The following is a 24,996-nucleotide window of genomic DNA, read 5'->3' as shown; positions in this document are numbered from 1 at the left end:
AAAGCGGATCGCCGTACGGAGTGGATCCGTCCTCACTCCCCGGAGCGAGGAACGACCAGGCCCGACTCATACGCGAGGACGACCGCCTGCACCCGGTCGCGCAGGTTGAGCTTGCTCAGCACATTGCTGACGTGGGTCTTGACGGTGTGTTCGGTGACGTGGAACTCGGCCGCGATCTCCGCGTTGGACAGCCCCCGGGCGACGGCCCGCAGCATCTCCGACTCGCGTACGGTCAGCGTGGCCAGCCGTCCGGCGCCCGGTGGCGGGCCGACGGGGGCGGAGCGCGCGACCACGTCGGCGATGAGTCGCCGGGTGACCGACGGAGCGAGCAGCGCCTCACCCGTCGCCACGACCCGCACCGCGTTGACGAGTTCGTCGCGGCGCATGTCCTTGAGCAGGAAGCCGCTCGCGCCCGCGCGCAGCGCGTCGTAGACGTACTCGTCCAGGTCGAAGGTGGTCAGCACGAGGACCTTGGCGTCCGAGGCCGCACAGATCCTGGCCGTGGCGGCGATACCGTCCAGGCGGGGCATCCGTACGTCCATCAGCACCACGTCCGGGGCCAACGCGGCGGTGGCCTCGACCGCCTCGACTCCGTCGGCCGCCTCCCCGACGACGGTGATGTCCGGCTGGGCGTCGAGGATGAGGGCGAATCCGCCCCGTACGAGTTCCTGGTCGTCTACGACCAGGACCCGGATCTGGTCAGCCATCGACGTTCGCGGCGGTCGCTGCCTGCTCCGTGAGGGGCAGCCTGGCGGCGACCCGGAACCCGTTCCCGTCGTCGGCAGGCCCGGCCGAGAGAGTGCCGCCACAGGCCGCAACCCGTTCCCGCATGCCGATCAGGCCGTGGCCGCCGGAGGGCATCCGACCGGGGCCGCCGCGCCCGCCGCGGCCCCGCCCGTCGTCGCGGATCTCCAGGTCGAGGCCGTCCTCCTCCCACCGCAGTCGCACGTCGATCCGGCTCGCGTGGGCATGCTTGACCGCGTTGGTCAGCGACTCCTGCACCACCCGGTAGACGGCCACGGCAACATCCGGGGCGATCGGCCGGCGGTGTCCCCGCTCGGTCAACGTCGTCGGCATTCCCGTACCCCGCGCCTGAGCCACCAGTGACTCCAGCCCGTCGAGCCCCGGTTGTGGTGTGCGGGAGGCGGGTTCGGAGCGCAGCACCCCCAACGTGCGCCGGAGTTGGGTGAGCGCGTCGCGGCCCGCGTCGGCGATCGCGTCGAAGATCGTCACCGCCCGCGCCGGGTTGCTGCGCACCACCACCGGCCCGGCCTCGGCCTGGACCACCATGAGGTTGACCGAGTGGGCAAGGATGTCGTGCATGTCCCGGGCGATGCGCTCCCGCTCCCGCGACGCGGCCTCGGCATAGTCGGCGGCGAGCGTCCGGGCCCGCGCCTCCAGGGTCTCGATCAACCCCCGGCGCGACCGGGCGATCGCGCCGAGCGCGTAAGCCCCGCCGAAGATGAGAATGGTGCTCCCGATCGGCAGGACGTTCGTCTTCTCGGCGAGCGCGAACGCGATCCCGGCGACCGTCCCGGCGATGGCCACGGCACGCACGATCGGCCCGCTCAGTGAGGCGACCGTGTAGGTCGCCACGAGCTGCCCGTAGGGAACCTCGTGGACCATTCCCAGCCGGGTGATCGCGATGGTGGCGAGCCCGGTGACGATCAGAACGAGGAGCGGCGAGCGCCGACGCCACACCAGTGGCAGTGACGCGAGCGAGGCAAGGCTGTAGGAGGTGATGTCGCCGTCGTGCGAATTCGGCCCGGCGATCGCCGCCAGATAGCAGCCCAGTGCGATGAACGTGTCGATCGCCAGGGTGGGTAGGGCTTGCACGGCAGCGACACCCCGGTTGGCCAGATCCCTCCACACGCCGCCAGTATCCGCCGCCGGCCGCTCTCGGCGCCTCCCTCTCAGGAGCGATCCCTACCTGGTCGAGGCGATCATGCCGTCCCTTTGACCAGCTCTGCGCGGCGCTGTCCTTCCGGTAGGGCGGGCGCGGGTCGGATGAGTCGTTCGCCGAACGCCAGCACCAGGGCGACGACGCCGAGGAGGGCGCCGAGCAGCACCGTACTGCGGATGCCGTGGCCCGGCAGAGCGAGGCCGCCGACGAAGGCGCCAGCGGTGATGCCGACGTTGACCGCGGCGGAGACCGTGGCGGCGGCGAGGTCGGAGCGCCCGGGCGCCACCTGCAGCACGAGACCGCCGAGGGCCGCGGTGAACGCGGCGAACGCCAGTCCGGCCAGCGCGATCAGGCCGACGGAGACGGACGGCCGGTGGCCGAAGGCGTACAGGCCGAGCAGTGCCGCCGATTGCAGCGCGACGGTCGCGACCAGGGCGAGCCACGGGTTGCGGTCCAGTACCGCGCCGATGGCGAGGATGCCGAGCACGCTGGCGATGCCACGCGCCAACAGGATGGCCCCGACCGACGAGGCAGGGAATCCGCTGACCTCGGTGACGAAGAGGGCGACATAGGTGTACGCGGCGATGGCGCCGGCGGTCGCCAGGACGGCCACCGCCACCAGCAGCCAGAAGCGGCGGACGTCGGGCGTCGCGCCCCGGGCGGCATGTCCCTCCTCCGGCCTCGTCGAGGGCAGCAGGGTGGCCACCGCGACGAGCACGACCGCGCCGAGCCCGGCCACCGCCAGGAACGAGGCCCGCCACCCGGTGCGCTCGCCCAGCCAGGTGCCCGCGGGCACCCCCAGGGCCAACGCGACGGTGCCGCCGGCGAAGACGACCGCGACCACCCGCCCGCGCAGTGCGGGTCGGAACAGCTCGGCCGCGGCCGGCACCACCACCGCCCAGAACAGCGCGTGGGTCACCGCAGTGACCATCCTGGCCGCCAGTAGCAACGTGAAGGTGCTCGCGAGGACCGTGATGGCGTTGCTGACGACGAAACCGACCAGGAGCGCCGACAGCAACCGTCGGCGCGGGACCCGGCGGACCAGCGCCGTCAACGGGACCGAGGCGACCATCACCACCGCGCCGTACGCGGTGACGAGCATGCCCACCTGCGACGGTGGGACGGCCAGGTCCACCGCCATCGGAAGCAGCAGCCCGATCGGCAGCGCCTCGGCGGTGGTGTAGAGGAACGTCCCCCCGGACAAGCCGATCAGCGCTCCCACTGCCCGCCCGCGTCCCATGAGGCTCTCCCGTCGTTACCAGCTAAATTACTTATGATGGAAACATGCTAGCGACGCGCTTCGATACAGGTCAACTGGTAAAGTCGGTTTCGATGGAAACACTTGCGGGCGTGACGCGGATGCGCCTGGTCGGCGGCAACCTCGCCCTGGACTTCGTCAACACCCGTACCGGCCCGCCCGTCGGGCCCCCGGACGACGACGTATTGACCGGCTACCCCGAACTGGTCGCCTGGGGCGCGTACGCGGGCGCACTCACCGACCCGGAGGCGGAGACGCTGCGCCGGCTGTCCAACAACGACCCCGGTGGCGCTCACGCCGCCTTCACGCGATCACTGCGCAGCCGCGACGATCTCGACGAGGTGTTCCGGGCGGTGGCCGCCGGCCGAAGCCCGAGCACGGCCGTACTCGCCCGGCTGCGAGACGACGAGGCGGACGCGCTCGGTCACGCCCGGCTCGATCGAGGAAACACGTACGGATGGACCTGGCGGGACGACCGGACGCTTGCCCGGCCGCTGCGGCCGGTGGTGCACGCGGCGGTCCAGTTGCTCACCACGGGCGCACTGGACCGGATCAAGGGATGCGGAGGCTGTCGCTTCCTCTTCAACGACGAGAGCAAGAACCGCAGTCGCCGCTGGTGCAGCATGGACGACTGTGGAACCTCCGAGAAGATCCGCCGGTACGTCGCCGCGCGACGTACCCGCTCGACGGGCTGAGCAGAGCCCTTCCTCTCCGGCTCCGCGGTCTCGCAAGCTGGAGTGCTAGCCGGCGAGCAGACGGTCCAGTGGCCGGGGGATGTCATCCGGTTCGAGGGCGTTGACGAGCGCCCTGCCATAGCGGGCCTTGCGACCACTGGTCGTGCCCATGAAGCGGCGCAGTTGCCGTTCGATCGTCCGCTCGCGCTGCGCGGGCTGGTTCTGGAAGAGCCGGAATCTGGCCAGATCGTGTTCGGCCTCGAAAACACGCTCGACGCCTTCGGTGCCGAGTGCCCGGATCAGCTCCTCCTCCAGGTCGGCCACGCAGACGTAGAAGCCGAGTGATTCCATAGTGGACCGATCCAGGACGGTGCCGTAGCCGGCCTGTTCCAGCCCGCGCCGGTAGTAGCCCTCCTCGGCCTCGTCGCAGAGCCCGCGTACGTCGATGTCGAGCCCCAGCGCGGCGAAGATCCGCAGGAACCGGCCGACGCTCATCGCGCCACCCATCGACAGCACGCAGATGCCCTCGGCGGCCAGGTCGCGGTTGCGTCGGGCGGCCAGCGCCTCCACCGCGCTCCGGTCGCTGACCCCTTCGACGAGTACCACCGTGGCGAGGCCGTCGCCGGCCAGTTCGCGGGCGGTCGTGGCGGCGGCTGCGGAGTCCGTACCGCCGGCCGCCCAGGTGGCGACGGCGGCCCGAAAACGCTCCCACTCCCGCACGGATCAGAGTGTCGCAACGGCAGGTTCGGACCGGCAACCGGATTGTCGACGGGGTGGCCCCGTGCCGGTCGTCGTCACCCCCAGATGGCGAAGGCCGCGACCAGGACCAGCACGGCGAGCACCATGAACGCCCGCAGGGCGAAGGTCGTGTCCCGGGCGTCGTCGGCCGCGACCTCCTGCGGCGTACGCAGTCGCCCCGCGGCTGCCGGGATGGTCGGCGCGAGATATTCCAGAAGAACCTCCTGGTCGCCCGTCACGCTCACCTCCTGATCCACCTCCCCGAAGCGGGACGTCTCGAACGGGACGTACACCTGCACCCGGTGGGTGCCCGACGGCAGGGGCATCACGAACTCCGTCCAGCCGTCGACCGGCTGTTCCTCCCCGTCGACGAACAGTCGGGGTGTGATGTCCTGGTACAGGCTTCTGATGGCGGTGGGCGGATACCCGAACACGAGCCGCAGCACCGTACCGGCGTGCTCGGCGTACGCGTTCGGGTCGGACTCCTCGGCGGCGGGTGGTCGCGGGTCGGCGGGGTCGTCGCGGTTCACCACTCGACCCTCCCACATGGTGTCAAGGTAGGTTGACAGGGCGGGGCGTGTCAACCTACCTTGACAACGTGGACGACAACCAGGGACTCACCAAGGCGGCCGGCGCCGCCGACCCCGCCACCGGCCTGCGGGCCGTCGCCGCACTCCGGAAGCTGGTCGAGCAACTGGAGACGCTCCAGGTGCGCAACGCCCGGACGCACGGTTGGGCCTGGCAGGCGATCGCCGACGCGCTCGGCGTCACCCGGCAGGCCGTCCACCAGAAGCACGCACATCGGACGCGGGACGAGGAGCGTTAGCCATGTTCGAACGGTTCAGCAGGAACGCGCGCCGGGTCATCACCGGCGGTGTCGAGATCGCCGCCGAAGACGGCACGGCCAAGGCCGGACCGGAGCACCTGCTGCTCGGGCTGGCCACCGACGAGCAGAGCCTCGGAGCCCGCGTCCTGGCCGAGTACGGCGTCACCGCCGCCGTACTGCGGGCCGCCGCCACGGCGCCACCCGGCCGGGCCGGTCTCACCGACGCCGAGATCACCGCCCTACGTGCCGTCGGGGTCGACGCCGAGGAGGTGTTCCGCCTGGTCGAGGAGGCGTTCGGCCCGGACGCGTGGGACGGGGCGGACCAACCGCAGCCGCCCCGCCGCCGGGGTCACTTCGGCGCACCCGTCAACCAGCAGGCCAAGAAGGTGATCGAGCTGGGTCTGCGGGAGGCGGTCGCCCTACGGCACCGCGAGATCAACTCCGGTCACCTGCTCCTGGCGCTGTTGCGGCACGGTGTGACCGGGCCGATGTCCACGGTGCTCACCGAGCACGGCGTGACGTACGACGACGCCAGGCGACGCGTACTCCTCGCGCAGTACGAGGCGGCGTAACGAAGGGACGGGACGCTACGGACGCGGCGGGAGGCGGTACACCGAGACGTGGGAACGCGACTCGTCGGTGAACTCGCCGCCGGCCCAGTCCCCGTGCCGGGTCTCCAGCTCGAGCCCGGCCAGCTCGGCCATCAGGTCGAGTTCCGACGGCCAGATGTAGCGGTGCGGCGAGCGGGTCAGCCGCGCCCGTCGACTGTCGTCGAACGTGAAGTGGTGCGACACCACCTGCTGACGCAGAACGTCGTACGTGTCCAGGCCGATGTAGCCGGGCTCGGAGTGCCAGACCATCGCCGGTGCACCCGGTGGGAGTTTGCGCAGCTCGGGCACCCAGAGCTCGATCACGAACCGGCCGCCGGGGCTGAGGTGCCGGGCGGCGTTGCGGAAACAGGCGACCTGTTCGGCCTGGGTGAGCAGGTTGGAGATGGTGTTGTAGACCAGGTAGACGAGGGTGTACCTCCCCGGCGCGACGGTGGTCGCCATGTCGCCGACGATCACCGGGATCGCCGCCTCGTCCGCCTTCGTCCGCAGTTGCTCGATCATCGGGGATGACAGTTCGATCCCGGTGACGGACACTCCCCGCTCCGCGAGCGGTACGGCCACCCGCCCGGTTCCGATGGCGAACTCCAGCGCCTTTCCGTCGCCGGCCAGCTCGGCCAGGCGGTCCACGGTCGGCCCCAGGACGTGGGGTGCGAACATGCCGGTGCCCGGTGTGTCATAACGACCGGCGGCTTCGACGTCCCAGATCTCGTCCTGGCGCATGCCACCAACAATCGCGACGGATCCACCGGGTGTCCAACCATTTTGCGATGGTGGGCAGTGGCGGACTGCCCATTCCCGCTTACGACGCGGCCTCGTGGGCCTCCGGTACCTCGTACCGCTCAGCCAATCGGCCGGCGATCGCTATCAGTACAAACGCGAAGCCAGCCAGCGCATCAGCCCAGGGAAGCAGGAGTCTGCGGTCAGACGCGGTCGTGAATACCGCGAACCACGTCGCCGCCCCACCGACAAGAAGAACCGTATCGGTCACCGCCACCCAGCGGGGCACGTCGTCGCGCCACCGTCGCATTGGCTGCTCCAGCCGACGTCGCCGGCTCCGGCGCTCCCACCACAGCACGAACATCACGGTCAATGCCCCGATCATCCACGCCAACGCGAATCTGACCAGGCCGAACGCCTGCTTCGGCTCCTCATCGAAAAGCAGGATCATCAGGAGTACCAGTACGTGCATGGTGCCGGCGGCGACGACCGCCCCGAGCGGTAGGGCCCACCAGGCGAAGCGCCTACTCGGCCGCCTCATCGATGTTGGGTCGCGGCCGTCGGAGCCGCCCTCCGGGGAGATCATGGAGGGCAGTCTATGAAGGTGCGTCAACGTCAAACGGGGTCTTCCCGGCCCAACTCCCAGAAGGCGACGGCGGCCGCCGCAGCCACGTTCAACGAGTCCACCCCACGGCGCATCGGGATGGACACCTTCACGTCGCTGGCGGCCTGGGCCGCCGCCGTGAGGCCGGGGCCCTCCGCGCCCAGCAGCAACGCCGCCCGCTCCCGCTGCGCCGAGGTGAGGCGTTGCATCGGTACGGCGTCCGCGGCCGGCGTCATCGCGAGCACGGTGAAGCCCGCCTCCCGTACCTGGTCCAGGCCCTCCGGCCAGCGCTCGAACTTGGCGTACGGCACGGCGAAGACCTCGCCCATGCTGACCCGTACGCTCCGCCGGTAGAGCGGGTCGGCACAGGTCGGTGACAGGAGTACGGCGTCGATCCCGAGGGCCGCCGCTCCCCGGTAGATGGCACCCAGGTTGGTGTGGTTGTTGACGTCCTCCAGGACCACCACCCGGCGGGCCGCGGCGAGGACCTCGGCCGGGGTCGGCAGCACCCGCCGGTGGAACGAGGCGAGTACGCCCCGGTGCACGTGGAACCCGGTCGCCCGTTCCAGCACGTCCGGGGTGGCGGCGTAGACCGGTGCGTCCCCGGTGTCCAGATCCCCGAGCTGGTCCACCCGCTTCGCGTCGACCAGGAACGAGCGCGGCGGGTAGCCGGCCCGCAGCGCCCGGCGCAGGACCAGTTCACCTTCGGCGATGAAAAGCCCGTGCGGCGGTTCCCACCGGGTGCGCAACTCGACATCGGTGAGCGCCCGGTAGTCGGCGATCCGCTCGTCGTCGGGGTTGGTGATCTCGTGGACAGGCACGCGCCGATTCTCGCCGTACCCATGGGTCGGTCTCCTGGCGGGGTGCGGGCGGGCCGACCGCGACGGTGACCGACCGCGGCCGGGCCGGGCGACCGGCGACCCGCCGGTCAGGGGGCGATCCTCAACCGGTCGATCAGGTCGTCACGCAGGCCGAACCGGAACCCTAGGTCGACCACGTTGCCCGGGAAGTTGCCTTCGAGTCGGGCGGTGACCAGGTATTCGTCCACCCCGGCCGGCTCGGCACCGAGGATCTCGACGGTGTACTCGTACGCGGTGGCGACCTCGTCGCGCCACTGCCGGATCTCGGCCAGCCCCCGCCAGGTCCTGCCCTCGTCGACCACGACGGCGTCCTCGGTGAAGCAGGCCACCAGCGCGTCCTTCTCACCGCTGTCGGTGGCCTCGAAGTACCTGGCGACCACGCCGGGAACGGGTACGGACATGCGCTCACTCCTCACGATCGACGGCGCCTGCTCGGCGCTGACGCTATACGCGCTATACCAACCACTATAGCGGCGATTCGCGGGGTTGCCGGTCAGCGTGGCGAACCGGCGCCCACCGGTTCTTCGGCCGCCCGCTCGCGGGGAGCGCCGAGGGTGCGGTCGAACAGGGCGAGCAGGGCGGCGACGCCGGTCGCGCCGACGATCAGCCAACCGATCGCGTGGATGCCGCCGTCGGACGGCCGCTCGCCGAAGGTGAGACCGATGACCCCGGAGGAGACGATCGCCCCGAGATAGATCGCGGTACGCGACAGCCCGGACGCGACCCCGAGCTGGTCCGACGGCGCCTGCCGGTAGAGCGCGGCCTGGTTCGCCACCGAGGCCAACCCCTGGGGTACGCCGAACAGCGCGGCGACGAAAAGCAGCAGCCAGACCGGTGAGTTCGAGGTGAGGGTGACGAGGAGCAGCCCGCCCAGGCACGGCAGCAGGCCGGCGAGGATGAGCGGGCGGCGCAGTGCGGTGGACCGGGCGATCGTGATCGAGGCGAGACCGGCGAGGAACGCGGTGGGCAGTTGCAGGAACCCGGCGACGTCGCTGCCGAACCCGGCGGAGCCCTGGAGCCACTGGCTGAAGCCGTACGTCATCGAGTAGGCGGAGAAATAGACCAGGAACAGCCGGGCGTAGGTCCGGCTCAACGGCCCGTTGCGGGCGAGCATCCGCAGGTCGAGGAACGGCTTCGGCCGGCGCAGTTCCCAGTACGCGAGCAGCCCGGCGAACACGACCGCGACGGCGAACAGCCACCAGTGGCCCGAGGCGAGGTCGAGCAGGAAGACGAGCAGGGCGGCGATGGTGGTGGCGAACAGCAGGATGCCGACCGGGTCGATCGCGGTCAGCGGTGATCCGGCCCGGGGCACCGTGGGACGGGTCCGGTCCGACGGCAGCCAGAACACGGTCATGGCCATGGCCAGGAGCGTCAGCGGCACGTTGACCAGGAAGATCGCCCGCCAGTCGAGGACCTCGATCAGCACCCCGCCGAGGACCGGACCGACCGCGCCGGTGGTCAGGCTCGCGATGGAGATCGCCGAGAGCAGTGCCGGCGGGGTTTCCACCCCGAGCCGTTCGGACCGGTCCCGGATGAGCGACATCGCCGACGGGTACGCCGCGGAGGTCCCGATGCCGATCAGCACCCGGGCGGTCAGGACCCCGGCGAAGTGCGCGTCGAGGATCGGCAGCACCCCGCCGGCCAGGACGAACACCAGACCGATCAGGTAGATCTTCCTGGGGCCGAACAGGTCGGCGAGCTTGCCCATGGTCGGCTGGGCGATGGCGCTGGCCAGGTAGAGACCGGCGACGAGCCAGATCACCACCGACGAGGTGATGCCGAGGTCACGGGCGATCGGCACCAGCGCCACCGCGATCATGGTGGTGTTGATCGGGTTGAGTACCGGCCCGATCAGGACCGGGGCGATGAACCGGGGGCTGAAGCCCGCCTGGCGCAGGTTCACCCGGACTGCCCCGCGACCCGCTCCAGCAGGACGAGTGATTCGAGTACGACCAGCCGCTCCGGCTCGGTGAGCTGGGACTCGATCAACGCGGCGAGGTCCCGGTCGCGTTGCTCGGCGATGCTGGCGAGGGTGCGTACCCCGGCGTCGGTGAGGGAGACGAGTTCCCGCCGGCCGTCGGTGGGATCGGGGCTCTTCGTCACCAGACCGCCGACGAGCAGTTCCGCGACCGTGGTGCCCATGGACTGGGGCCGGATCTGCTCCCACCGGGCCAGCTCGGCGGTGCTGAGCGGCCCCTTGCGCCGTAGCCAGCTCAGTACGGACTCGTGCCGGCGCGGCATCCCGTCGAGGGTACGACGATTGCGCACCGTACGCCGCAGCCGGTCGATGTTGAGCCGCAACTCCTGGGCGAGCCACAGGGGGTCGGGTGCCTCGGTGGTGGTCACCTGACCAAGATAGTAAGTTTTCCTTGCAAGTTAACCTTCTGAGATCTTCCCCTCACCAGGAACCGGACACCCGGGTACGAGGGCAGGTGTGAAACGGGGCCGGGCGGGTAGGCCGCGCCTACCGCATCGGCCCAGTCGAGGTGACCATGAACTTGTCCCATCTCCCGCTGCGCGTCGCTCTCGGCGCGTACATCCTGAACTCCGGGGTGTCCAAGTGGACCCTGGAGGGCCAGGCGGCCGAGGGCCTGCACGGCATGGCGGTCGGTGCCGTGCCCCCGCTCAAGCGGTTCAACCCAGGCGCCTTCGCCCGACTGCTCGCCGGCACCGAGATCACCCTCGGCGCCGCCCTGCTGCTGCCGGTCATCCCCTCCGCGCTGGTGGGTGCGGGGCTGGTCGGGCTCGGCGGCGGCCTGATGCGGCTCTACTGGGTGACCCCCGGTCTGCGCCGACCGAACGACTTCCGACCGACCGAACAGGGCACCGGGATCGCCAAGGACTCCTGGCTGCTCGGTGCCGGCCTGACCATGATCCTCGACGACGTGGTCCACCGCGGGCACCGGATGCGCCGCCGGCGACGGTGAACCGGCCGGACAGCCGTGCCCCCGGGAGACCGGGGGCACGGCTTGCGCTTTCCGCTGTCGGTGCGGTCCCCGTCGCCGCAGCCGAGGAAGATCCCGCCGACCATCGAGCTAGGGGACGATGTCCGCCCCGCTCACCCCGGCGCCCGCCGACGGTGGGCTGGAGGACGCGGATCCGGCCGAGTAGCTGTACGGCGGCGGCGCGACACTGCCGTCGGCGCGCAGCCAGTCCTCGATCGTCTTGCCACTGTCGTTGGCCCGGGTGATCGTGGCCGGGTCGTAGAAGTTGCTGCTGGTCCAGGTGAGCCGGGCGTTGCCGAAGTCCTGCGTGATGGTCTTCGCACCGACGACGTAGTTGCTCTCGGCGTAGATCCGGCCCTCGACACCGAGACCGATGAAGTAGTCGTCGACGCTGACGTAGTTGGCGTACACGTGGGCGTAGCCGAACCGGACCCTCGGATGGCGGGTGTTGGATCCGTCGAACCAGTTGTGGTGGTAGGTGACACGCAGGTAGCCGGTGTCCTGGGCGCCGTTGCTGTCGCTGTGCCCGAGCAGCATTGACTTGTCCGTGCCGACGTACCGGTTGTAGGAGACGGTGGTGAGGTCCGACCCGCGCTTGACGTCCACCGAGCCGTCGTTGGCCGGGTAGAAGGTGTTGTGGTCGATCCACACGTGGTGCGAGTAGCACTGCACGTTCACCGAGTCGTCGGCGGAGTTCCGGAAGGACAGGTTCCGGATGATCACGTTCTGTACGCGGATGAAGCTGTCCTTCTCCGCCGGGTCGCAGAGGTCACCGCCCCACGCCACCTCCTCCGGTCCCCAGCCGTTGACGTCGAGCCCGAAACCGCTGATCGTGGCGGTCGACCCGATCCCGATGATGGTCTTGTTCGAGCCGACATCGAGCATCGCGTCACCGTTGCCGGTGATCGTGCCGGAGACCCGTACGATCCTCGGCACGTCGTCGGCCACGGCAGCCGCCAACTGGGCGTAGTTGCCGACCGTCACCGTGGCACCGCCGGTCCCGCCGTTCGTCCCGGTACGCCCGTACCCGCTCATGGTGGCGAAGCCGACCAGGCCGTTCGCGTTGCCCGGAGGGCCGGTGGGCGGCGTTGTCGGGGTCGTGGTGGGTGTGGGCGTGGGCGTGCCCGGACCGGTCGGTGTGGCGGTCGGCCGGGTGGGCGTGGGGGTCGGGGTGGTCGGTGGAGTGGTGCCACCGGTGGTGACCAGCACGTCGTCGAAGGACGCGGACGCGTACGAGGTCTGCAGGCCGATCCGACCGGCCGCCGACACGGAACTGGAGCCCGAGGCGAACTGCGCCCCGTCGATCGACCCGGTGACGGTCGAGCCGGTGGTGGTGATCGACAGTGTGTACCAGGTCCCGTTCGAGACGGCACGCGACGAACTGCCGAGCACACCGACCGAGCTTCCCTGGACCGCCTGCAACTCGACCCGGCCGGGCAGCAGGGCCAGCCGGTAGAAGACGGTGGCACCGGCGGCCCGCGACAGCAGGCCGACGTAGCCGTTCGAGCCGAGGCTGACCGGCTTGACCCTGGCCTGGACGGTGTAGTCGGTCAGCGTGGTGGGGGCGTTGAACAGTCGGGCGTTCTCCGTGTCGGTCTTGGACTGGCGGGCGACCCGCGAGCCGTCGTCGACCACCGCCCAGGTACCGCCGGACTTGGACCAGCCGCCGATGCCGCCGTCCTCGAATCCCGCACTGAAGACGGTCGCGGCGCTGGCCACCGGCGCGAAGAGCACCGCACCGGCGGTGATCACCGCGACCGCGCCGGCTATGAGTGGCCAGGTGGAACGTAACTTCGGGCGCGTGGGGACGCGTACGCCCATGATGGACCTCCCTGAGGGGTACCGGGCTCCGTACGCAGGGGTGTGGGGGCGGAGTGCCGGTAGGCGGAGAAGGGAGGAAAGCGCTTTCCTGATCAGGATAGTAACGATGCCGCTCAAGCACGTCAATGTCTTCGCGCCCGCGTCGGCCGTGCGTCGACCGGCCGCCCATGATCAGTGTTGGGATCGAGATCCGGTTCCGGAAAAAGGTGATAAAAGTAGCGGATGGGTATCGTCTCGCCGGGCTTTCAGGGTCGGCCTCGGTCGTCGGAGCCGGCGTTGCCGCCGGGGCAGTATCTGACCGAGGATTTTCCGGTGTTGTCGGCGGGTCCGACGCCGAGGGTGTCGTTGGATGCGTGGGAGTTCGCGGTGACGACGGAGGCGGGTGCGGAGCGTCGGTGGTCGTGGGCGGAGTTGTTGGCGTTGCCGCAGGAGTCGCCGACGGTGGATATCCACTGTGTGACGCGGTGGTCGAAGTTGGGGACGAGTTGGCGTGGGGTGTCGTTGGACACCTTGTTGGCGGAGGTGGAGACGGCGGCGGATTTCGCGTTGGTTCATTCGTACGGGGGTTATACGACGAACCTGCCGTTGGAGGATCTGCTGGATGGTCGGGCGTGGGTGGTTCATGAGTTCGAGGGTGGTGGGTTGGCGGCGGAGCATGGTGGTCCGGCGCGGTTGTTGGTGCCGCATCTGTATTTCTGGAAGTCGGCGAAGTGGGTGCGGGGTATTCAGTTGTTGTTGACCGACGAGCCGGGTTTCTGGGAGACGGCCGGATATCACGACTACGGTGACCCGTGGCGCGAGCAGCGGTACCAGGGCGACTGAGATGGCGACGTGGCGCCTCGCCCACCTGGTCGAACACCGGGAGGAAACCTCCACCGCCAGCACCCTGGTGCTGAAGGTGGACGACTGGCCCGGACACGTACCCGGTCAGCACGTCGACGTGCGCCTCACCGCCGCCGACGGCTACCAGGCGGAACGTTCCTACTCGATCTCGTCCGCCCCGGACCGGAACCTGATCGAGCTGACCGTACAGCGGGTGCCCGACGGTGAGGTCTCGCCGTACCTGATCGATGTTTTCGCCGTCGGCGACCCGGTGGAGATCCGCGGACCGGTCGGTGGCTGGTTCGTCTGGCGTGACACGGACACCGCGCCGGTCCTCCTGGTCGCCGGTGGCTCCGGCATCGCGCCACTGATGGCGATGGTACGAGCGCGACGAGCCGCCGGCAGCCGGGTTCCGTTTCGCCTCATCTACTCGGTACGGACCGAGCATGACGTCTACTTCGCCGACGAACTGCGCCGACGGGTCCGCGACGACCAGGGGCTGGATGTCAGTTACGTCTACACCCGGCAGGCGCCCGACGGCTGGCCGGGATCGCCCCATCGACTCGGCGTCGCCGACGTCAACAACCACGGCTGGCCACCGGACCTCGAACCGCAGTGTTTCGTCTGCGGCCCGACCGGGCTGGTGGAGGCCGTCGCCGACATCCTCGTGGCCGTCGGTCACGACGCCCAGCGGGTCAAGACCGAGAGGTTCGGCCCAACCGGAGGTTGAGATGACCGACCAGCAGCAGTACGTCGACGGGAACATGCTCGCCGGCCCGATGCGGGAGATCTTCGCCGTCGACCTCACCGCCGCCATGCAGCGGTGCGCCAACTGCGGCTCGACCAAACCACTCGCCACGGTGCGGGTCTACTCGCACGCACCCGGCCTGGTCGGCCGCTGCCCGAGCTGCGAAGAGGTGGTGATGCGACTGGTACGCACACCGACGAGCGCCTGGCTGGACCTGCGCGGGGCGGTCTACCTACAGGTGCCGATGCCACCTCCCACCCTGTGACGGCGCGCTGTCACGGGGAATTGTCGAAAAGACCGATCCCGGCCGCCAGGGCGACCTCACGGTATGCGTCGGCCAGTCCGGCGAGGGTGGCGTGGGCGTTCAGGCCGCTCGGATTCGGCACCACCCAGAGCTGCGCCCCACCGATCTCGTACGGCTGGCGGCCGACCAGCGCCTTCGGACGTTCGAACGCGATCCGGTACGCGGTGATGCCGAGCACCGCCACCACCCTCGGACCGATCCGGGCGACCCGCTCCGCCAACGCCCGAGCCCCCGAGGTCAGCTCCCGCACGCTGAGTTCGTCCGCCCGAGCCGTTGCCGCCGCGACCAGGCTGGTGATGCCGATCCCCCGCGCACTCAGGTGCGCCCGGTCGTCCGGTAGGAATCCGGCGGAGGCGTCGATGAGCCGGTCCACGATCCCGGCCCGGAACAGCGCCGGATAGAACCGGTTGCCCCGCCTGCCGAAATGGGCCTGTACGGCAACCGTACGCAGGCCGGGATTGACGCCGACGAAGAGCAGCCGCACCCCCGGCTCGACGAGGTCCGGCAGCGTCCCGCCCCGGAAAGCCGCCAACTCGGCGCGGCTGAATCTCACCACCAACACTCTAGGATATTCATCCCTAACCGGACATCGCGGGGACACCCGGGATCGGGAATCGGTGCCGGCAGGTGGGACAACCCGGGACCGCCCACCGTCGACCGCCGGCACTACGTACCGTGACATCCATGGCGATTGGTGAGGCCCGAGTTGGCCTGTCCGGGCAGGTGACGACCGAGGCCGATCTCGGGCTGGACGAATGGCGGGGGCTGCCGCGTGCCCATACGCCGCCGTGGCCGGACAGCGCCGCTGTGGACGACGCCACCAAGACGCTGACCAGCGTCGCGCCGATCGTCGCCCCACACGAGGTCGACGACCTGCACGCCCAGCTCGCACGGGTGTGCGCGGGCGAGGCTTTCCTGCTCCAGGGTGGTGACTGCGCGGAGACGTTCGCCGACAACACCGAAAGCCACCTGCTGGCGAACGCGCGGACGATGCTGCAGATGGCGGTGGTGCTGACGTACGGGGCCTCGCTCCCGGTCGTCAAGGTAGCCAGGGTCGCCGGTCAGTACACCAAGCCCCGCTCGGCGGACACCGACTCCCTCGGGCTCCCCGTCTACCGCGGCGACATGATCAACTCCCTGGAACCCAGCGCGGAAGCCAGGGTCGCCGACCCGTACCGGATGATCCGCGCGTACGCCAACTCCGCCGCCTCGATGAACATGCTCCGCGCCCACCTCGGCGGTGGACTCGCCGACCTGCACTCGGTCCACGAGTGGAACAAGACCTTCGTCCGCCACTCCCCCGCCGGCCAGCGCTACGAACGCCATCGCCCGGGAGATCGACCGGGCGATGGCGTTCGTCAGGGCGTGCGGGATAGGCAGCGACCGGACCCTGCGGACCACCACCCTGTACGCCTCCCACGAAACCCTCGCGCTGGAGTACGACCGGGCGCTGACCCGCATCGTCGGCACCACGGCGTACGCGCTGTCCGGGCACATGCTGTGGGTGGGCGAGCGCACCAAGCAACTCGACGGCGCGCACGTCGACTTCGTCTCCCGCATCGCCAACCCGATCGGTGTGAAGATCAGCGCGGCGAACAGCCCGGAGCAGGTCGTGGCCCTGTGTGAACGGCTCAACCCCGACAACCGGCCGGGACGGCTCACCCTCGTCGCGCGGATGAGCAACCACCACGTACGGGACGCGCTCCCCCCGATCGTGCGGGCGGTCACCGCCGCCGGACACCGGGTCGTCTGGCAGTGCGACCCCATGCACGGCAACACCCACGAGTCGTCCAACGGCTACAAGACCCGCCACTTCGACCGCATCATGGACGAGGTCCTCGGCTACTTCGAGGTGCACCGCCGCCTCGGCACCCATCCCGGCGGCCTGCACATCGAGTTCACCGGGGAGAACGTCACCGAATGCCTCGGTGCTGCCCAGGACCTGAACGACGCCGACCTGGCGGGGCGGTACGAGACCGCGTGCGACCCGCGGCTGAACACCCAGCAGTCGCTGGAGTTGGCGCTGGCCGTCGCGGAGATGCTGCGCGGCTGAGAACGCCGCCCGCCTCGACCGCTGCCGCATTCGGCCGCGTTACGGTCACCGGCGCCGCATTACGGTCACCGGTCGCGAAGGATCCGGAATCCGAGGTCGTCGTTGCGTACGAAGCACTGGCCGCGTCCCCGGTAGGCGGCCCGAGCCCGCAGTTGGTGGTGGCGCCACGACCCGCCGCGACAGACCCGTACCGCGCCGGGGTCGTCGGGACCGGGCCGCCCGTGCGGATGCGGGTACGGGGTCGCCGGGCTGGCGGTCCACTCGAAGACGTTGCCCGACAGGTCGTCACAGCCCGCGACGGATCGACCCTGCGGGAACACCCCGACCGGTGTGGTCGTCCGCACGTGCGACTCGAAGGTGTTCCCGGCCCACGGATCGAACGAGTTCCCGTACGGGAAGACCTGCGCGTCGGAACTCGCCGCCGCCTCCCACTCGTACTCGGAGGGTAGGCGGATGGTGGTTCCCGTGACGTGGGAGAGCCAGGCGCAGTACGCCTCCGCCTCGTAGACGCTGACCCCGACCACCGGCTGACCGCCCTGGTTGAGCCGACTGTCCTCCCAGTACGCCGGCGCCCTGGGAGGTTCGGATCCGTAGATCGCGGTCAGCGCTTCGACGATCTCGACGTCGGACATGGCGGTGAGTTTGACCATGCTGACGGCCTGTTGCAGGGTCGCGGCACCGGTTCGGAGCATGTTGACCGGCAGTTGGGGCCGACGACGGAGGTTGTCGCGCTTCTTGACCCACTCCCCGGCGATGAGGGCGGTGAGCCCGTCGCCCCGACGCCAACGACGGGCCGCCTCGGTCCGCCACCAACGGTCGTCCAGGTAGCCGCCGGCCGCGATGAAGCAGCCGTACTCGGCATTGGTGACGGGAGTACGGGCGAGTTCGAAACGGGGCAGGGAAACCTCGTGCACCGGGCGTTCCAGCGGATACGGGCTGTCCTCCGTACCGATCCGCCAGGCCCGTGCCGGGATGGTCACGAACACGGGCAGCAGCGCGATGCCGCCGTCGTGGTCGATCCGGGTCAGCCTGGGGTCGCCGAGCGCGGTGAGGGCGTGAGCCGTCTCGATCCGGGCCCGCAGGTCCTGCTCCGGGTCTTCGATCGCGGTGACGAGCACGTCCGCGACGTGCCGCTTGAGTGCCGGCGTGGCGGCGACATCGCCGGCGGCGGCACACCGGCCGGCGAGCGCGGGATTGACCGCGAGGATCGTACGGATGTAAGCGTCGGGGTCGCGGGTGAGCGCCGCGGCCATGGTCGCGGTCTCCTCCCAACCCGTGGTGGGCAGCGGCGGTAGCGGCTCCCCCGGAGCCAGTTCCGCGATCGCCTCCGGCAGCGAGGGACTCACCTGGTCGACCCGGGTCGGTACCGCCACCAGGCCCGGTTGGAGTCCCTGGGCCAGTTGGCGAGCGGCGAAGAACTCCTGCAGAAGCTGGTGGAAGAACCGGATCGACTGGTCGCGTTCGTCGAGGATGCCGGTGTCGAGGCCGACCCGCAGGGACGACTCGGCCAGTCGGGCCAGCCCGTTGAGCAGGTCGACGGCCGTGTCGTAGTCGACCACCACCACACCCTTGTCCGCCCCGCTCTTGGCCCGCTGCATCTGGTACGCCAACCGGGTGAGGGCGGGAATGAGCTGACCCCGCTCCGGTAGCCAGCGCGGATCGCCACCGTGCTCGCGCAGTTGGCGCTGCTCCCGGTCGGTGAGCATCGCGGGATCGGTGAGGCGCTGGTTGCCGGCGAGAATCTCCCGGCGGAGCAGTTCGCGGACCATGCTCTGGAAGGCGTCGGCGCGGCCGACTGGGACGGTGCCGACCGCGCGAACCTGGCCGACGAGCAGGCGCAACATGTACGGGGTGCGGTAGAACGACAGGATCCGCTGGTCCCGGGTGAGGACGCCGGTCACCAGGGCGGCGTGCTCGGGCAGGTTGACCCGGACGTACTCGATGACCTGGGCGGGGCTCATCGGTTCGAGGCGGATGTGCGGCACCCCGACGTCCTTGCTGGAGAGCATGGCCCCGTAGTCGAGGGTGCGGCAACTGAAGACGGCACGGTTGCCGGGGATGTCGCGGATGTGCTCGTAGAGGAAGGCCCGCCAGGCGGCAACCCGGCGGCGCAGGTCGGCCTGGTCGGTGTGCGCGAGTTCGTTGAGCCCGTCGAGCAGCAGCAACAGGCGCCCGCCGGCCAGGTGCTCGCGTAGCGGTGGCAGGTGCGGGTTGCGGGTCGCCCACCGTTGCTCCAGCCACTGCAGGGGCGGGGGTGGTGCGTCGTCGCTGCCGTAGCCGTACTCGGCCAGGGACACACCGAACGGGATCACCGGGTCACTCGGGTCCACCAGCCCGTCGCGGGCGATGTCCATCTCCAGCCGGCGCAGCAGCGTGGTCTTGCCCGCGCCCGGAGCGCCGAGCAGCACGTACGCGAAGGACTCGGCATCGGTGATCAGCTCGCGCAGGTCGGTGCTCTCCCTGGTGCTGGGAGCGGTCGCCCACCGGTCCGCGATGTTGGTGCCCTCGTCGTACACCAGGGTCAACCGGATGAACCGCCGATCGAGCTGGTGGGCGGGTCCGCACCAACGGGCGTACCGGGTGAGGAGGTATTCCCGTACGGAACGCGCCAGGTGCTGGTTGATCTCCTGGAGTTGCTGGTCGCTGAGGGCGACCGGACGTTGCGGGTGTCGCACCGCCTGTTCGAGTGCGACCAGCGCGCCGGGCAGGGACCGGGTCGGCGCGAAGGGCGTGGTGACCACGGGCGCGACATCGTCGGTCGGCCACGTGTAGGTGCCACGCAACTGGCCGACGAGTTCGTCGAGCCGGTCGTGCCACGGTGGTCCGAGCGGATCGGACCAGTCGAGTCGTTGGAACGGCAGGAGTTGGTAGTGCGGCTCGCAGTCGTCGAGGCGGATCAGGTGAAGGGGCTTGTGGTGCTGGTAGAAGTAGAACCACTCGTTGAACACCTCGACCGCGGCGACCGCCCGGTGCGTGAGCAGGACGATCATCCGATCCGCGGCGGCGAGGGCCCGCTGGATGGTTACCGGCCACCGATCGCTGAGCCGGATCTGCTCGGTGTCCAACCAGACGTCGAACCCCTGGTTGATGAGGTCGGCGCGCAGCCGCAACGCGACGGACGCGGACTCCCGCTGGTACGAGACGAAGATGTTGTTGCCCGGCGGTGCCACGTTTTCTTCCCCCTCGGACGCGCGGCGAACCCTCCTGGAGCGGGGCGTTCGACTCAGCCGCGCCCGAGCGTGAACCCGGCGTCGGCGGTCAGGATCGTCCCGGTGACGTACGGCGCCTCGGCGAGGTACACGTACGCTGCGGCGATCTGGTCCGGGTCGATGAACTTCCGCAGCGGGATGTTCTCCAGCCAGGTCCGCTTCATCGTCTCGTCGACGCGATCGAGATAGGAGGTCGCGACGAACCCGGGCGCGACGGCGTTGACCCGGATCCCGGGGGCCAACTCCTTGGCCAGCGTACGGGTGAAGTTGTTCAACGCCGCCTTGGCCGCGGAGTAGGCCATCACGCCCTCGCGCCCGTTGGCGTCGAAGCCGCGGATCGACGACGTGTTGATGATCGCGCCACCACCCCGACCGATCATGCTCTTGGCCGCGCGGAGGGAACAGAGGACCGCGGACATGAGATTGACGTTGAGCATCTGGGTCCAGTGCTCCTGGGTCGATTCGAGAATCGGGACGGCGTCGGTACGCCCGGCGTTGTTGACCAGGACATCCACCGGACCGTAGAGCTGTTCGGTGGTCGCGAACAGGCGTTCCACCTCGGCGCGATCGGTCACGTCGGCCTGGATGAAGCTGGCGGCTCCGCCACGATCACGTATCTCCCGAGCGGCGGTCTCGCCGGTCGCCGTGTCCGAACGGGAATTCAGCACCACGGTGGCGCCCCGGCTGGCGAACGCATCCGCCACCGACCTGCCGATTCCCCGGGACGACCCGGTCACCACGGCTATCTTTCCGGCGAGCGCCACGCCATTCCTCCAGGTCCGGCAAAACATGCGTGTGACTTATAGTAATCGACGGGTGACGGGTTTTTGATCCCCGCGGGCCGACATCGTATTGATCGTCACCAGAACTCCCGCCACGATCACCAGGGCGGCCCCGAGCACCGTGGCGGGGGTCAGCTCCTCGGCCAGGAACACGGCACCGGCGACCAGCGCGGACACCGGTTCGAGGTAGAGCAGCGTGCCGGAGGTGGTCGCCGACAGCGACCGCAGACCCCAGAGATAAACGAGCTGCGCGGCGGCGCTGTACACCACCCCCAGGGCACCGAGCAGGAACAGGTCCCCGGCGGTCAACGCGACCGGATCGAGCAACGCGGCCGGCGCGAGCAGGACACCGACCAGACCGAGCTGGATCGCGGTCACCGTGAGCGGCGGGGTTCCGGCGAGCGCACGCTTGCTGGCCAGGATCGACCCGGCGTACGCCAGCGCGGAGAATCCGATCAGCGTCGCCCCGGACCAGCCGCCGGTCTGCTGTGGCCGGAGGATGAGCACGCTGCCCGCGAGTGCGATCCCCAGTGCCACCACCTGCCGGGTGGTGACCCGCTCACCGAGTGCCGGGCGGGCGGCTGCGGCGATGACGAGCGGGGCGAGGTAGATCCCGAGCAGGACGGTGCCGATCGGAATCCGTTGCAGCGCCAGGATGAACGTCCACCAGTGCACGGCCAGCAGCACCCCGGAGACCGTCAACGCCGGCCACCCCACCGGCCGCCCCCACGACGCCCGGCCGAACGGCGTCAGCAGCCAGGCCGCCAGGGCGAGGGCACCGATCGACGCCCGGGCGCAGGCGATCTGGGCGGCGGTGAGGTCCAGGTATCGGACCAGTACCCCACTCGTGCCCCAGAGCGTCGCGACGGTCACGGTGCCGGCCACCGGGGCGAGTCCGTACCACCGCCCGATCGGGCTCATGCCGACACGAGGTCCATCGGGTCGCGCTGGTCGCGGACCACCAGGCACAACTTGCGGACAAAACCGGTGACATCCGTACGGTGATAGGTCTGTCGACCGAAGCACACGCCCGCCGCACCGGCCGACATCGCCCCGTACGCGTTGTCGAGCGCCTGCCGGACGGACGTGCGCGGGCCTCCGGCGATGACCACCGGTACGCCCAGCGACACCTCCACCACGGTCGCGAAGCTCTCCGGGTCGCCGGTGTACTGCGTCTTGACGATGTCGGCGCCGAGTTCGACGGCGATCCGGACGGCGTGCCGGACGAGCCGCGCGTAGCCGTCCCGGTTGGTGGCCTTGAGTTCCAGGTAGTTGTCGTCGGTGCCGTCGCGGTGCACCCGGCGCGGATACATGATCGCCAGCAACGGCATGTTCCACTGCTGGCAGGCGTCGCTGACGGCGCCCAGCGTGCCGAGCATCTCCCCCTCGCGCCCGTCGGTGACGTTGACATGTACGGCCACACCGTCGCAGCCGGCGCGAACCGCCGCCTCCACCGACCCGACCACCGTTTTCCTGGTGTGCGAGGAAAGCACCGTGCTGGCGGTCAGGTTGAGGACGAACGGCACGAACAGCCCGCGTGCCGAACAGCGGTCATGCAGGGCACGGAACCCCATTATCGCGTTGGCACCACCGTCGGCGACCTCGCCCGCTCGGACGACCGTGTCGACGAGGCCACCGTACGGGCCGCTGATCAGTGCGTCGTCGAACGGCACCAGCACCGAACGTCGGTCAGGAATGAGTCGGGACAATCGGATCAGTCTGCCGGCACTGGTCATCCGTCCTCCTCTCGACGGCGTCACGATGGAAAAGTGTATAGTGATCGCCATCACTGGACATCCATGTTTCGAGAGACGCGATGATCCCCGATCAAGGACGCACGGACTGGGTACGCCGGCTTCAGGACGGCACCCTGCCAGCGGAAATCGACCCGCTCACCGAACTACGTACCCTTGCCGCCGACCTTGATCCGGCGGACAGTTTGGCGGTCTTCGCGAATGTTGACGTACCGGAAATCGACGTCACGGGCGACGAGTCGTGACCGTCAGCGGACCACGTTCGCCTGCAGGTAGTTCCGACGCCCGAAACGGGGCTCGTCGAGCAACGTCAGATCGTCGACCACGAACCGGTACAGCCCCGCTCGTCCCTCGCCGAGCAGGAAGGTCTGCTGCGCCTCCCTGGTCGGGGCGAAGTCGGTGAACCGCCGCCGGTAGATCGACAGGGCGGTGGACCGGTGCTCGGGCCGCACCTCAGCCGCCGAGCCGTGCAGTTGCACCCCGCGCAGCTGCTCGCCGTACACCGGCGGCTCGACGAACACCGCGCCCGAGATCCGGTCATCGGTGGCGAGCCCACCCGTGTGCCGGGTGGTCCGTTCGCCGACGAAGTAGAGCGTCAGGTCGTCGGCGGCGAAGAACACCGGACTGGCATGCGGGCCCCGTGGGCCGGCCGTGGCGAGGGTGATGAGTCGAGCCTCCGCCAGAATCTCCTCGACGGCGACACGGACGTCGGTCGCCGACACGGCACCCCCGGCGATTTCCAGGTCGTAGGTCACTGCGCCCCCATTCCGGTCGACAGGATTCCTTAGCGCGGCCCCACTCGACAGCCTATGCCAAAGACCGCCGACTGCCATCCGACGAAAAGCCTCCGCGAGAGAGCACATGAGGCCGGATATCGCCGGACCGCCAATCGGAGCGGTCGGCCCATTGAATTCCCGGATGACACGCCCGAGCCATCGGAACCACCTCGACAACAACAGAACAGAAACGGACCCGCCTCAGCGGTCGAAGCCGGCGACGACCACCTTGCCGATTGTCGCGGAGCTTTCCACCAGTTCGTGTGCCCGGCGCAGGTTGGCCGCGTCGATCGGACCGAGCTGAGTGGTCAGCGTCGTCCGGATCCGGCCCTCGTCGACCAGCCGTGCGGTGGTCGTACCACCGGTAACCTGAACGTCAACCTGCAACGCCTGGACACCACCAGCGGCGTCGTGCAGAACAACCAGGTGCGGGTGCTCACACAGCGCATCCCGTACAACGGCGGCGGTGCGGTGCAGGGCCCGGTCACGGTCTCGAACAGCCGGCCGCCGAGGCCACCGCCGTGGCACCGACGCCGCTGGCCACCATCGAGCCGGGGCAGAGCACCCGAATCGTGGGCACGGCGTCCGGTCGCTGCCTCGAAGTTCCCAACTCCAGCACCGTCAACGGCGCCCAGACCCAGCTGTGGGACTGCCATGGCAGCGCCAACCAGACCTGGACCTGGACGTCGAGCAAACAGCTCATGGTGTACGGCAACAGGTGCCTGGACGCGTACGGCCTGGGCTCCACCGACGGCACAGCGGCGGTGATCTGGGACTGCAACGGCCAGACCAACCAGCAGTGGAACGTCAACGCCAACGGCACCATCACCGGGGTCCACTCCGGGCTGTGCCTCGACGCCAGCGGGTACGGCACCGCGAACGGCACCAGAATCCACCTCTGGACCTGCCACGGCGGCGCCAACCAGCAATGGACCTCACCAACCACTCCCCCACCGACCGGCACGCGTCCGTGTGACCTCTACGCCTCCGGCGGCACCCCATGCGTGGCGGCGCACAGCACGACGCGGGCGCTCTATGCCGCGTACGCCGGCTACGTGTACCAGGTCCGGCGCTCCTCGGACAACACCACCCGGAACATCGGCCCGTCGAGCGCGGGCGGCACCGCCAACGCCGCGACGCAGGACTCGTTCTGCGCCGGCACGACGTGCGTGGTGACGGTGGTCTTCGACCAGTCCGGGCGGGGTAACGACCTCTGGTACCAGGGATCGACCGTGGTTCCGGGCTCGCCACAGAGCAAGCCGGCGATTGCCACCTCGGAGTCGCTGACGGTGGGGGGTGCCAAGGCGTACTCGCTGTACATCAACCCCGGCAACAGCTACTGGCGGGACGGGCACCTGACCGGGGTGCCGACGGGTGCCGCCCCCGAGGGCATGTACATGGTGACCAGCGGCACGCACGTGAACAACGGCTGCTGCTTCGACTACGGCAACAGCGAGACGACGAGGAAGGCCGACGCCGCCGGGGCGATGGATGCCATCAACTTCGGTACGCAGTGTTGGTTCGGCGGCTGCTCCGGCACCGGCCCTTGGGTGCAGGCGGACATCGAAAACTGCCTTTCTGGGTTCGGCAC

At 69.7% G+C, this 24,996-nt stretch carries 27 protein-coding genes and 2 pseudogenes; 10 read left to right on the top strand and 19 right to left on the bottom strand.

Going from position 1 to position 24,996, the window contains the following annotated elements; genetic code table 11:
* Positions 1–32 precede the first annotated feature (32 nt).
* From OIE47_RS25600 to OIE47_RS25590, 3 genes are all read right to left on the bottom strand, one after another.
* Positions 33–707: a response regulator transcription factor gene (locus OIE47_RS25600; protein WP_326557061.1), complete on the bottom strand. Its 675-nt coding sequence runs from the start codon at positions 705–707 to the stop codon at positions 33–35.
* Positions 700–1,836, bottom strand: coding sequence for a sensor histidine kinase (locus OIE47_RS25595; protein WP_326557060.1), 1,137 nt, complete (start codon positions 1,834–1,836; stop codon positions 700–702). The genes OIE47_RS25600 and OIE47_RS25595 overlap by 8 nt, the downstream gene beginning before the upstream one ends.
* A 107-nt stretch (positions 1,837–1,943) precedes the next feature.
* On the bottom strand, positions 1,944–3,143 hold the full coding sequence (locus OIE47_RS25590) for an MFS transporter (protein WP_326557059.1): 1,200 nt from the start codon (positions 3,141–3,143) through the stop codon (positions 1,944–1,946).
* A gap of 92 nt (positions 3,144–3,235) precedes the next feature.
* Between OIE47_RS25590 and OIE47_RS25585 the strand changes: the two genes are divergently transcribed.
* Positions 3,236–3,856 carry a CGNR zinc finger domain-containing protein gene (locus OIE47_RS25585; protein ID WP_326557058.1) on the top strand — a complete coding sequence of 207 codons (621 nt, stop codon included), beginning with the start codon at positions 3,236–3,238 and terminating at the stop codon, positions 3,854–3,856.
* A gap of 45 nt (positions 3,857–3,901) precedes the next feature.
* Here OIE47_RS25585 and OIE47_RS25580 read toward each other — a convergent pair whose 3' ends face one another.
* Together OIE47_RS25580 and OIE47_RS25575 are read right to left on the bottom strand one after the other, a co-directional pair.
* On the bottom strand, positions 3,902–4,555 hold the full coding sequence (locus tag OIE47_RS25580; RefSeq protein ID WP_326557057.1) for an ATP-dependent endonuclease: 654 nt from the start codon (positions 4,553–4,555) through the stop codon (positions 3,902–3,904).
* Between the two features lie 74 nt (positions 4,556–4,629).
* Positions 4,630–5,121, bottom strand: a complete 492-nt coding sequence (locus OIE47_RS25575; protein WP_326557056.1) for a hypothetical protein — start codon at positions 5,119–5,121, stop codon at positions 4,630–4,632.
* Positions 5,122–5,171: 50 nt separating this feature from the next.
* Between OIE47_RS25575 and OIE47_RS25570 the strand changes: the two genes are divergently transcribed.
* Positions 5,172–5,399, top strand: a complete 228-nt coding sequence (locus OIE47_RS25570) for a hypothetical protein (protein ID WP_326557055.1) — start codon at positions 5,172–5,174, stop codon at positions 5,397–5,399.
* 2 nt (positions 5,400–5,401) lie between these two features.
* Entirely contained in the window at positions 5,402–5,971 is a 570-nt protein-coding gene (locus tag OIE47_RS25565) for a Clp protease N-terminal domain-containing protein (protein WP_326557054.1), read from the top strand.
* A gap of 15 nt (positions 5,972–5,986) precedes the next feature.
* On the opposite strand, the gene OIE47_RS25560 is transcribed toward OIE47_RS25565, so the two are convergent.
* From OIE47_RS25560 to OIE47_RS25535, 6 genes are all read right to left on the bottom strand, one after another.
* On the bottom strand, positions 5,987–6,730 hold the full coding sequence (locus tag OIE47_RS25560; protein WP_326557053.1) for a class I SAM-dependent methyltransferase: 744 nt from the start codon (positions 6,728–6,730) through the stop codon (positions 5,987–5,989).
* 79 nt (positions 6,731–6,809) lie between these two features.
* Positions 6,810–7,313 carry a hypothetical protein gene (locus tag OIE47_RS25555; RefSeq protein ID WP_326557052.1) on the bottom strand — a complete coding sequence of 168 codons (504 nt, stop codon included), beginning with the start codon at positions 7,311–7,313 and terminating at the stop codon, positions 6,810–6,812.
* Positions 7,314–7,342: 29 nt separating this feature from the next.
* Positions 7,343–8,152: a TrmH family RNA methyltransferase gene (locus OIE47_RS25550; protein WP_326557051.1), complete on the bottom strand. Its 810-nt coding sequence runs from the start codon at positions 8,150–8,152 to the stop codon at positions 7,343–7,345.
* A gap of 107 nt (positions 8,153–8,259) precedes the next feature.
* Positions 8,260–8,592 carry a nuclear transport factor 2 family protein gene (locus tag OIE47_RS25545; protein WP_326557050.1) on the bottom strand — a complete coding sequence of 111 codons (333 nt, stop codon included), beginning with the start codon at positions 8,590–8,592 and terminating at the stop codon, positions 8,260–8,262.
* 92 nt (positions 8,593–8,684) lie between these two features.
* A complete protein-coding gene (locus tag OIE47_RS25540) occupies positions 8,685–10,094 on the bottom strand; it encodes an MFS transporter (protein ID WP_326557049.1) in 1,410 nt (469 codons plus the stop codon).
* Positions 10,091–10,537: a MarR family winged helix-turn-helix transcriptional regulator gene (locus tag OIE47_RS25535; protein ID WP_326557048.1), complete on the bottom strand. Its 447-nt coding sequence runs from the start codon at positions 10,535–10,537 to the stop codon at positions 10,091–10,093. Before OIE47_RS25535 ends, OIE47_RS25540 begins: the two co-directional genes overlap by 4 nt.
* Before the next feature lie 146 nt (positions 10,538–10,683).
* Here OIE47_RS25535 and OIE47_RS25530 point away from each other — a divergent pair, with 146 nt between their 5' ends.
* Positions 10,684–11,118, top strand: a complete 435-nt coding sequence (locus OIE47_RS25530) for a hypothetical protein (RefSeq protein WP_326557047.1) — start codon at positions 10,684–10,686, stop codon at positions 11,116–11,118.
* Between the two features lie 108 nt (positions 11,119–11,226).
* Here the strand turns inward: OIE47_RS25530 and OIE47_RS25525 are convergent, their stop codons facing one another.
* Positions 11,227–12,957, bottom strand: a complete 1,731-nt coding sequence (locus OIE47_RS25525) for a pectate lyase family protein (protein WP_326557046.1) — start codon at positions 12,955–12,957, stop codon at positions 11,227–11,229.
* A gap of 222 nt (positions 12,958–13,179) precedes the next feature.
* On the opposite strand from OIE47_RS25525, the gene OIE47_RS25520 reads away from it, so the two are divergent.
* From OIE47_RS25520 to OIE47_RS25510, 3 genes are read left to right on the top strand one after another with little or no spacing between them, the layout of a single operon-like run.
* Complete coding sequence (locus tag OIE47_RS25520) at positions 13,180–13,779, top strand: sulfite oxidase-like oxidoreductase (RefSeq protein WP_326557045.1); 600 nt, start codon at positions 13,180–13,182, stop codon at positions 13,777–13,779.
* A 1-nt stretch (position 13,780) separates the two neighbouring features.
* Positions 13,781–14,509 (top strand): ferredoxin reductase, encoded by a 729-nt coding sequence (locus tag OIE47_RS25515; protein WP_326557044.1) that lies wholly within the window; start codon positions 13,781–13,783, stop codon positions 14,507–14,509.
* Between the two features lies 1 nt (position 14,510).
* Entirely contained in the window at positions 14,511–14,792 is a 282-nt protein-coding gene (locus OIE47_RS25510; protein WP_326557043.1) for a DUF6510 family protein, read from the top strand.
* Between the two features lie 10 nt (positions 14,793–14,802).
* Here the strand turns inward: OIE47_RS25510 and OIE47_RS25505 are convergent, their stop codons facing one another.
* Complete coding sequence (locus OIE47_RS25505; protein ID WP_326557042.1) at positions 14,803–15,384, bottom strand: mismatch-specific DNA-glycosylase; 582 nt, start codon at positions 15,382–15,384, stop codon at positions 14,803–14,805.
* Positions 15,385–15,515: 131 nt separating this feature from the next.
* On the opposite strand from OIE47_RS25505, the pseudogene OIE47_RS25500 reads away from it, so the two are divergent.
* Positions 15,516–16,884, top strand: a pseudogene (locus OIE47_RS25500) (class II 3-deoxy-7-phosphoheptulonate synthase).
* A 65-nt stretch (positions 16,885–16,949) separates the two neighbouring features.
* Here OIE47_RS25500 and OIE47_RS25495 read toward each other — a convergent pair.
* The 4 genes from OIE47_RS25495 to OIE47_RS25480 are packed head-to-tail and all read right to left on the bottom strand — an operon-like array spanning position 16,950 to position 22,611.
* Positions 16,950–20,054 carry an SUMF1/EgtB/PvdO family nonheme iron enzyme gene (locus OIE47_RS25495; RefSeq protein ID WP_326557041.1) on the bottom strand — a complete coding sequence of 1,035 codons (3,105 nt, stop codon included), beginning with the start codon at positions 20,052–20,054 and terminating at the stop codon, positions 16,950–16,952.
* Between the two features lie 53 nt (positions 20,055–20,107).
* Positions 20,108–20,857 carry an SDR family NAD(P)-dependent oxidoreductase gene (locus tag OIE47_RS25490; protein ID WP_326557040.1) on the bottom strand — a complete coding sequence of 250 codons (750 nt, stop codon included), beginning with the start codon at positions 20,855–20,857 and terminating at the stop codon, positions 20,108–20,110.
* A 36-nt stretch (positions 20,858–20,893) separates the two neighbouring features.
* A complete protein-coding gene (locus tag OIE47_RS25485; RefSeq protein ID WP_326557039.1) occupies positions 20,894–21,796 on the bottom strand; it encodes a DMT family transporter in 903 nt (300 codons plus the stop codon).
* Positions 21,793–22,611, bottom strand: a complete 819-nt coding sequence (locus OIE47_RS25480; RefSeq protein WP_326557038.1) for a hypothetical protein — start codon at positions 22,609–22,611, stop codon at positions 21,793–21,795. The genes OIE47_RS25485 and OIE47_RS25480 overlap by 4 nt, the downstream gene beginning before the upstream one ends.
* Positions 22,612–22,691: 80 nt before the next feature.
* On the opposite strand from OIE47_RS25480, the gene OIE47_RS25475 reads away from it, so the two are divergent.
* The gene (locus tag OIE47_RS25475; RefSeq protein WP_326557037.1) at positions 22,692–22,874 is read left to right on the top strand and encodes a hypothetical protein; all 183 of its coding nucleotides are present in this window, start codon (positions 22,692–22,694) and stop codon (positions 22,872–22,874) included.
* A 3-nt stretch (positions 22,875–22,877) separates the two neighbouring features.
* On the opposite strand, the gene OIE47_RS25470 is transcribed toward OIE47_RS25475, so the two are convergent.
* Both OIE47_RS25470 and OIE47_RS25465 read right to left on the bottom strand, forming a co-directional pair.
* Entirely contained in the window at positions 22,878–23,384 is a 507-nt protein-coding gene (locus tag OIE47_RS25470; protein WP_326557036.1) for a pyridoxamine 5'-phosphate oxidase family protein, read from the bottom strand.
* Between the two features lie 222 nt (positions 23,385–23,606).
* On the bottom strand, positions 23,607–23,792 hold the full coding sequence (locus tag OIE47_RS25465) for a zinc-binding dehydrogenase (RefSeq protein ID WP_326557035.1): 186 nt from the start codon (positions 23,790–23,792) through the stop codon (positions 23,607–23,609).
* Positions 23,793–23,926: 134 nt separating this feature from the next.
* Between OIE47_RS25465 and OIE47_RS25460 the strand changes: the two are divergent.
* A pseudogene (locus OIE47_RS25460) lies at positions 23,927–24,925 on the top strand (arabinofuranosidase catalytic domain-containing protein); the annotation flags it as partial.
* Positions 24,926–24,996: the final 71 nt, after the last annotated feature.

Origin of the sequence: Micromonospora sp. NBC_01796, assembly GCF_035917455.1 — a bacterium.
Lineage (GTDB): Bacteria > Actinomycetota > Actinomycetes > Mycobacteriales > Micromonosporaceae > Micromonospora_G.
The sequence above is the reverse complement of the archived record's forward strand: the minus strand, read 5'-3'. Positions and strand labels throughout refer to the sequence as shown.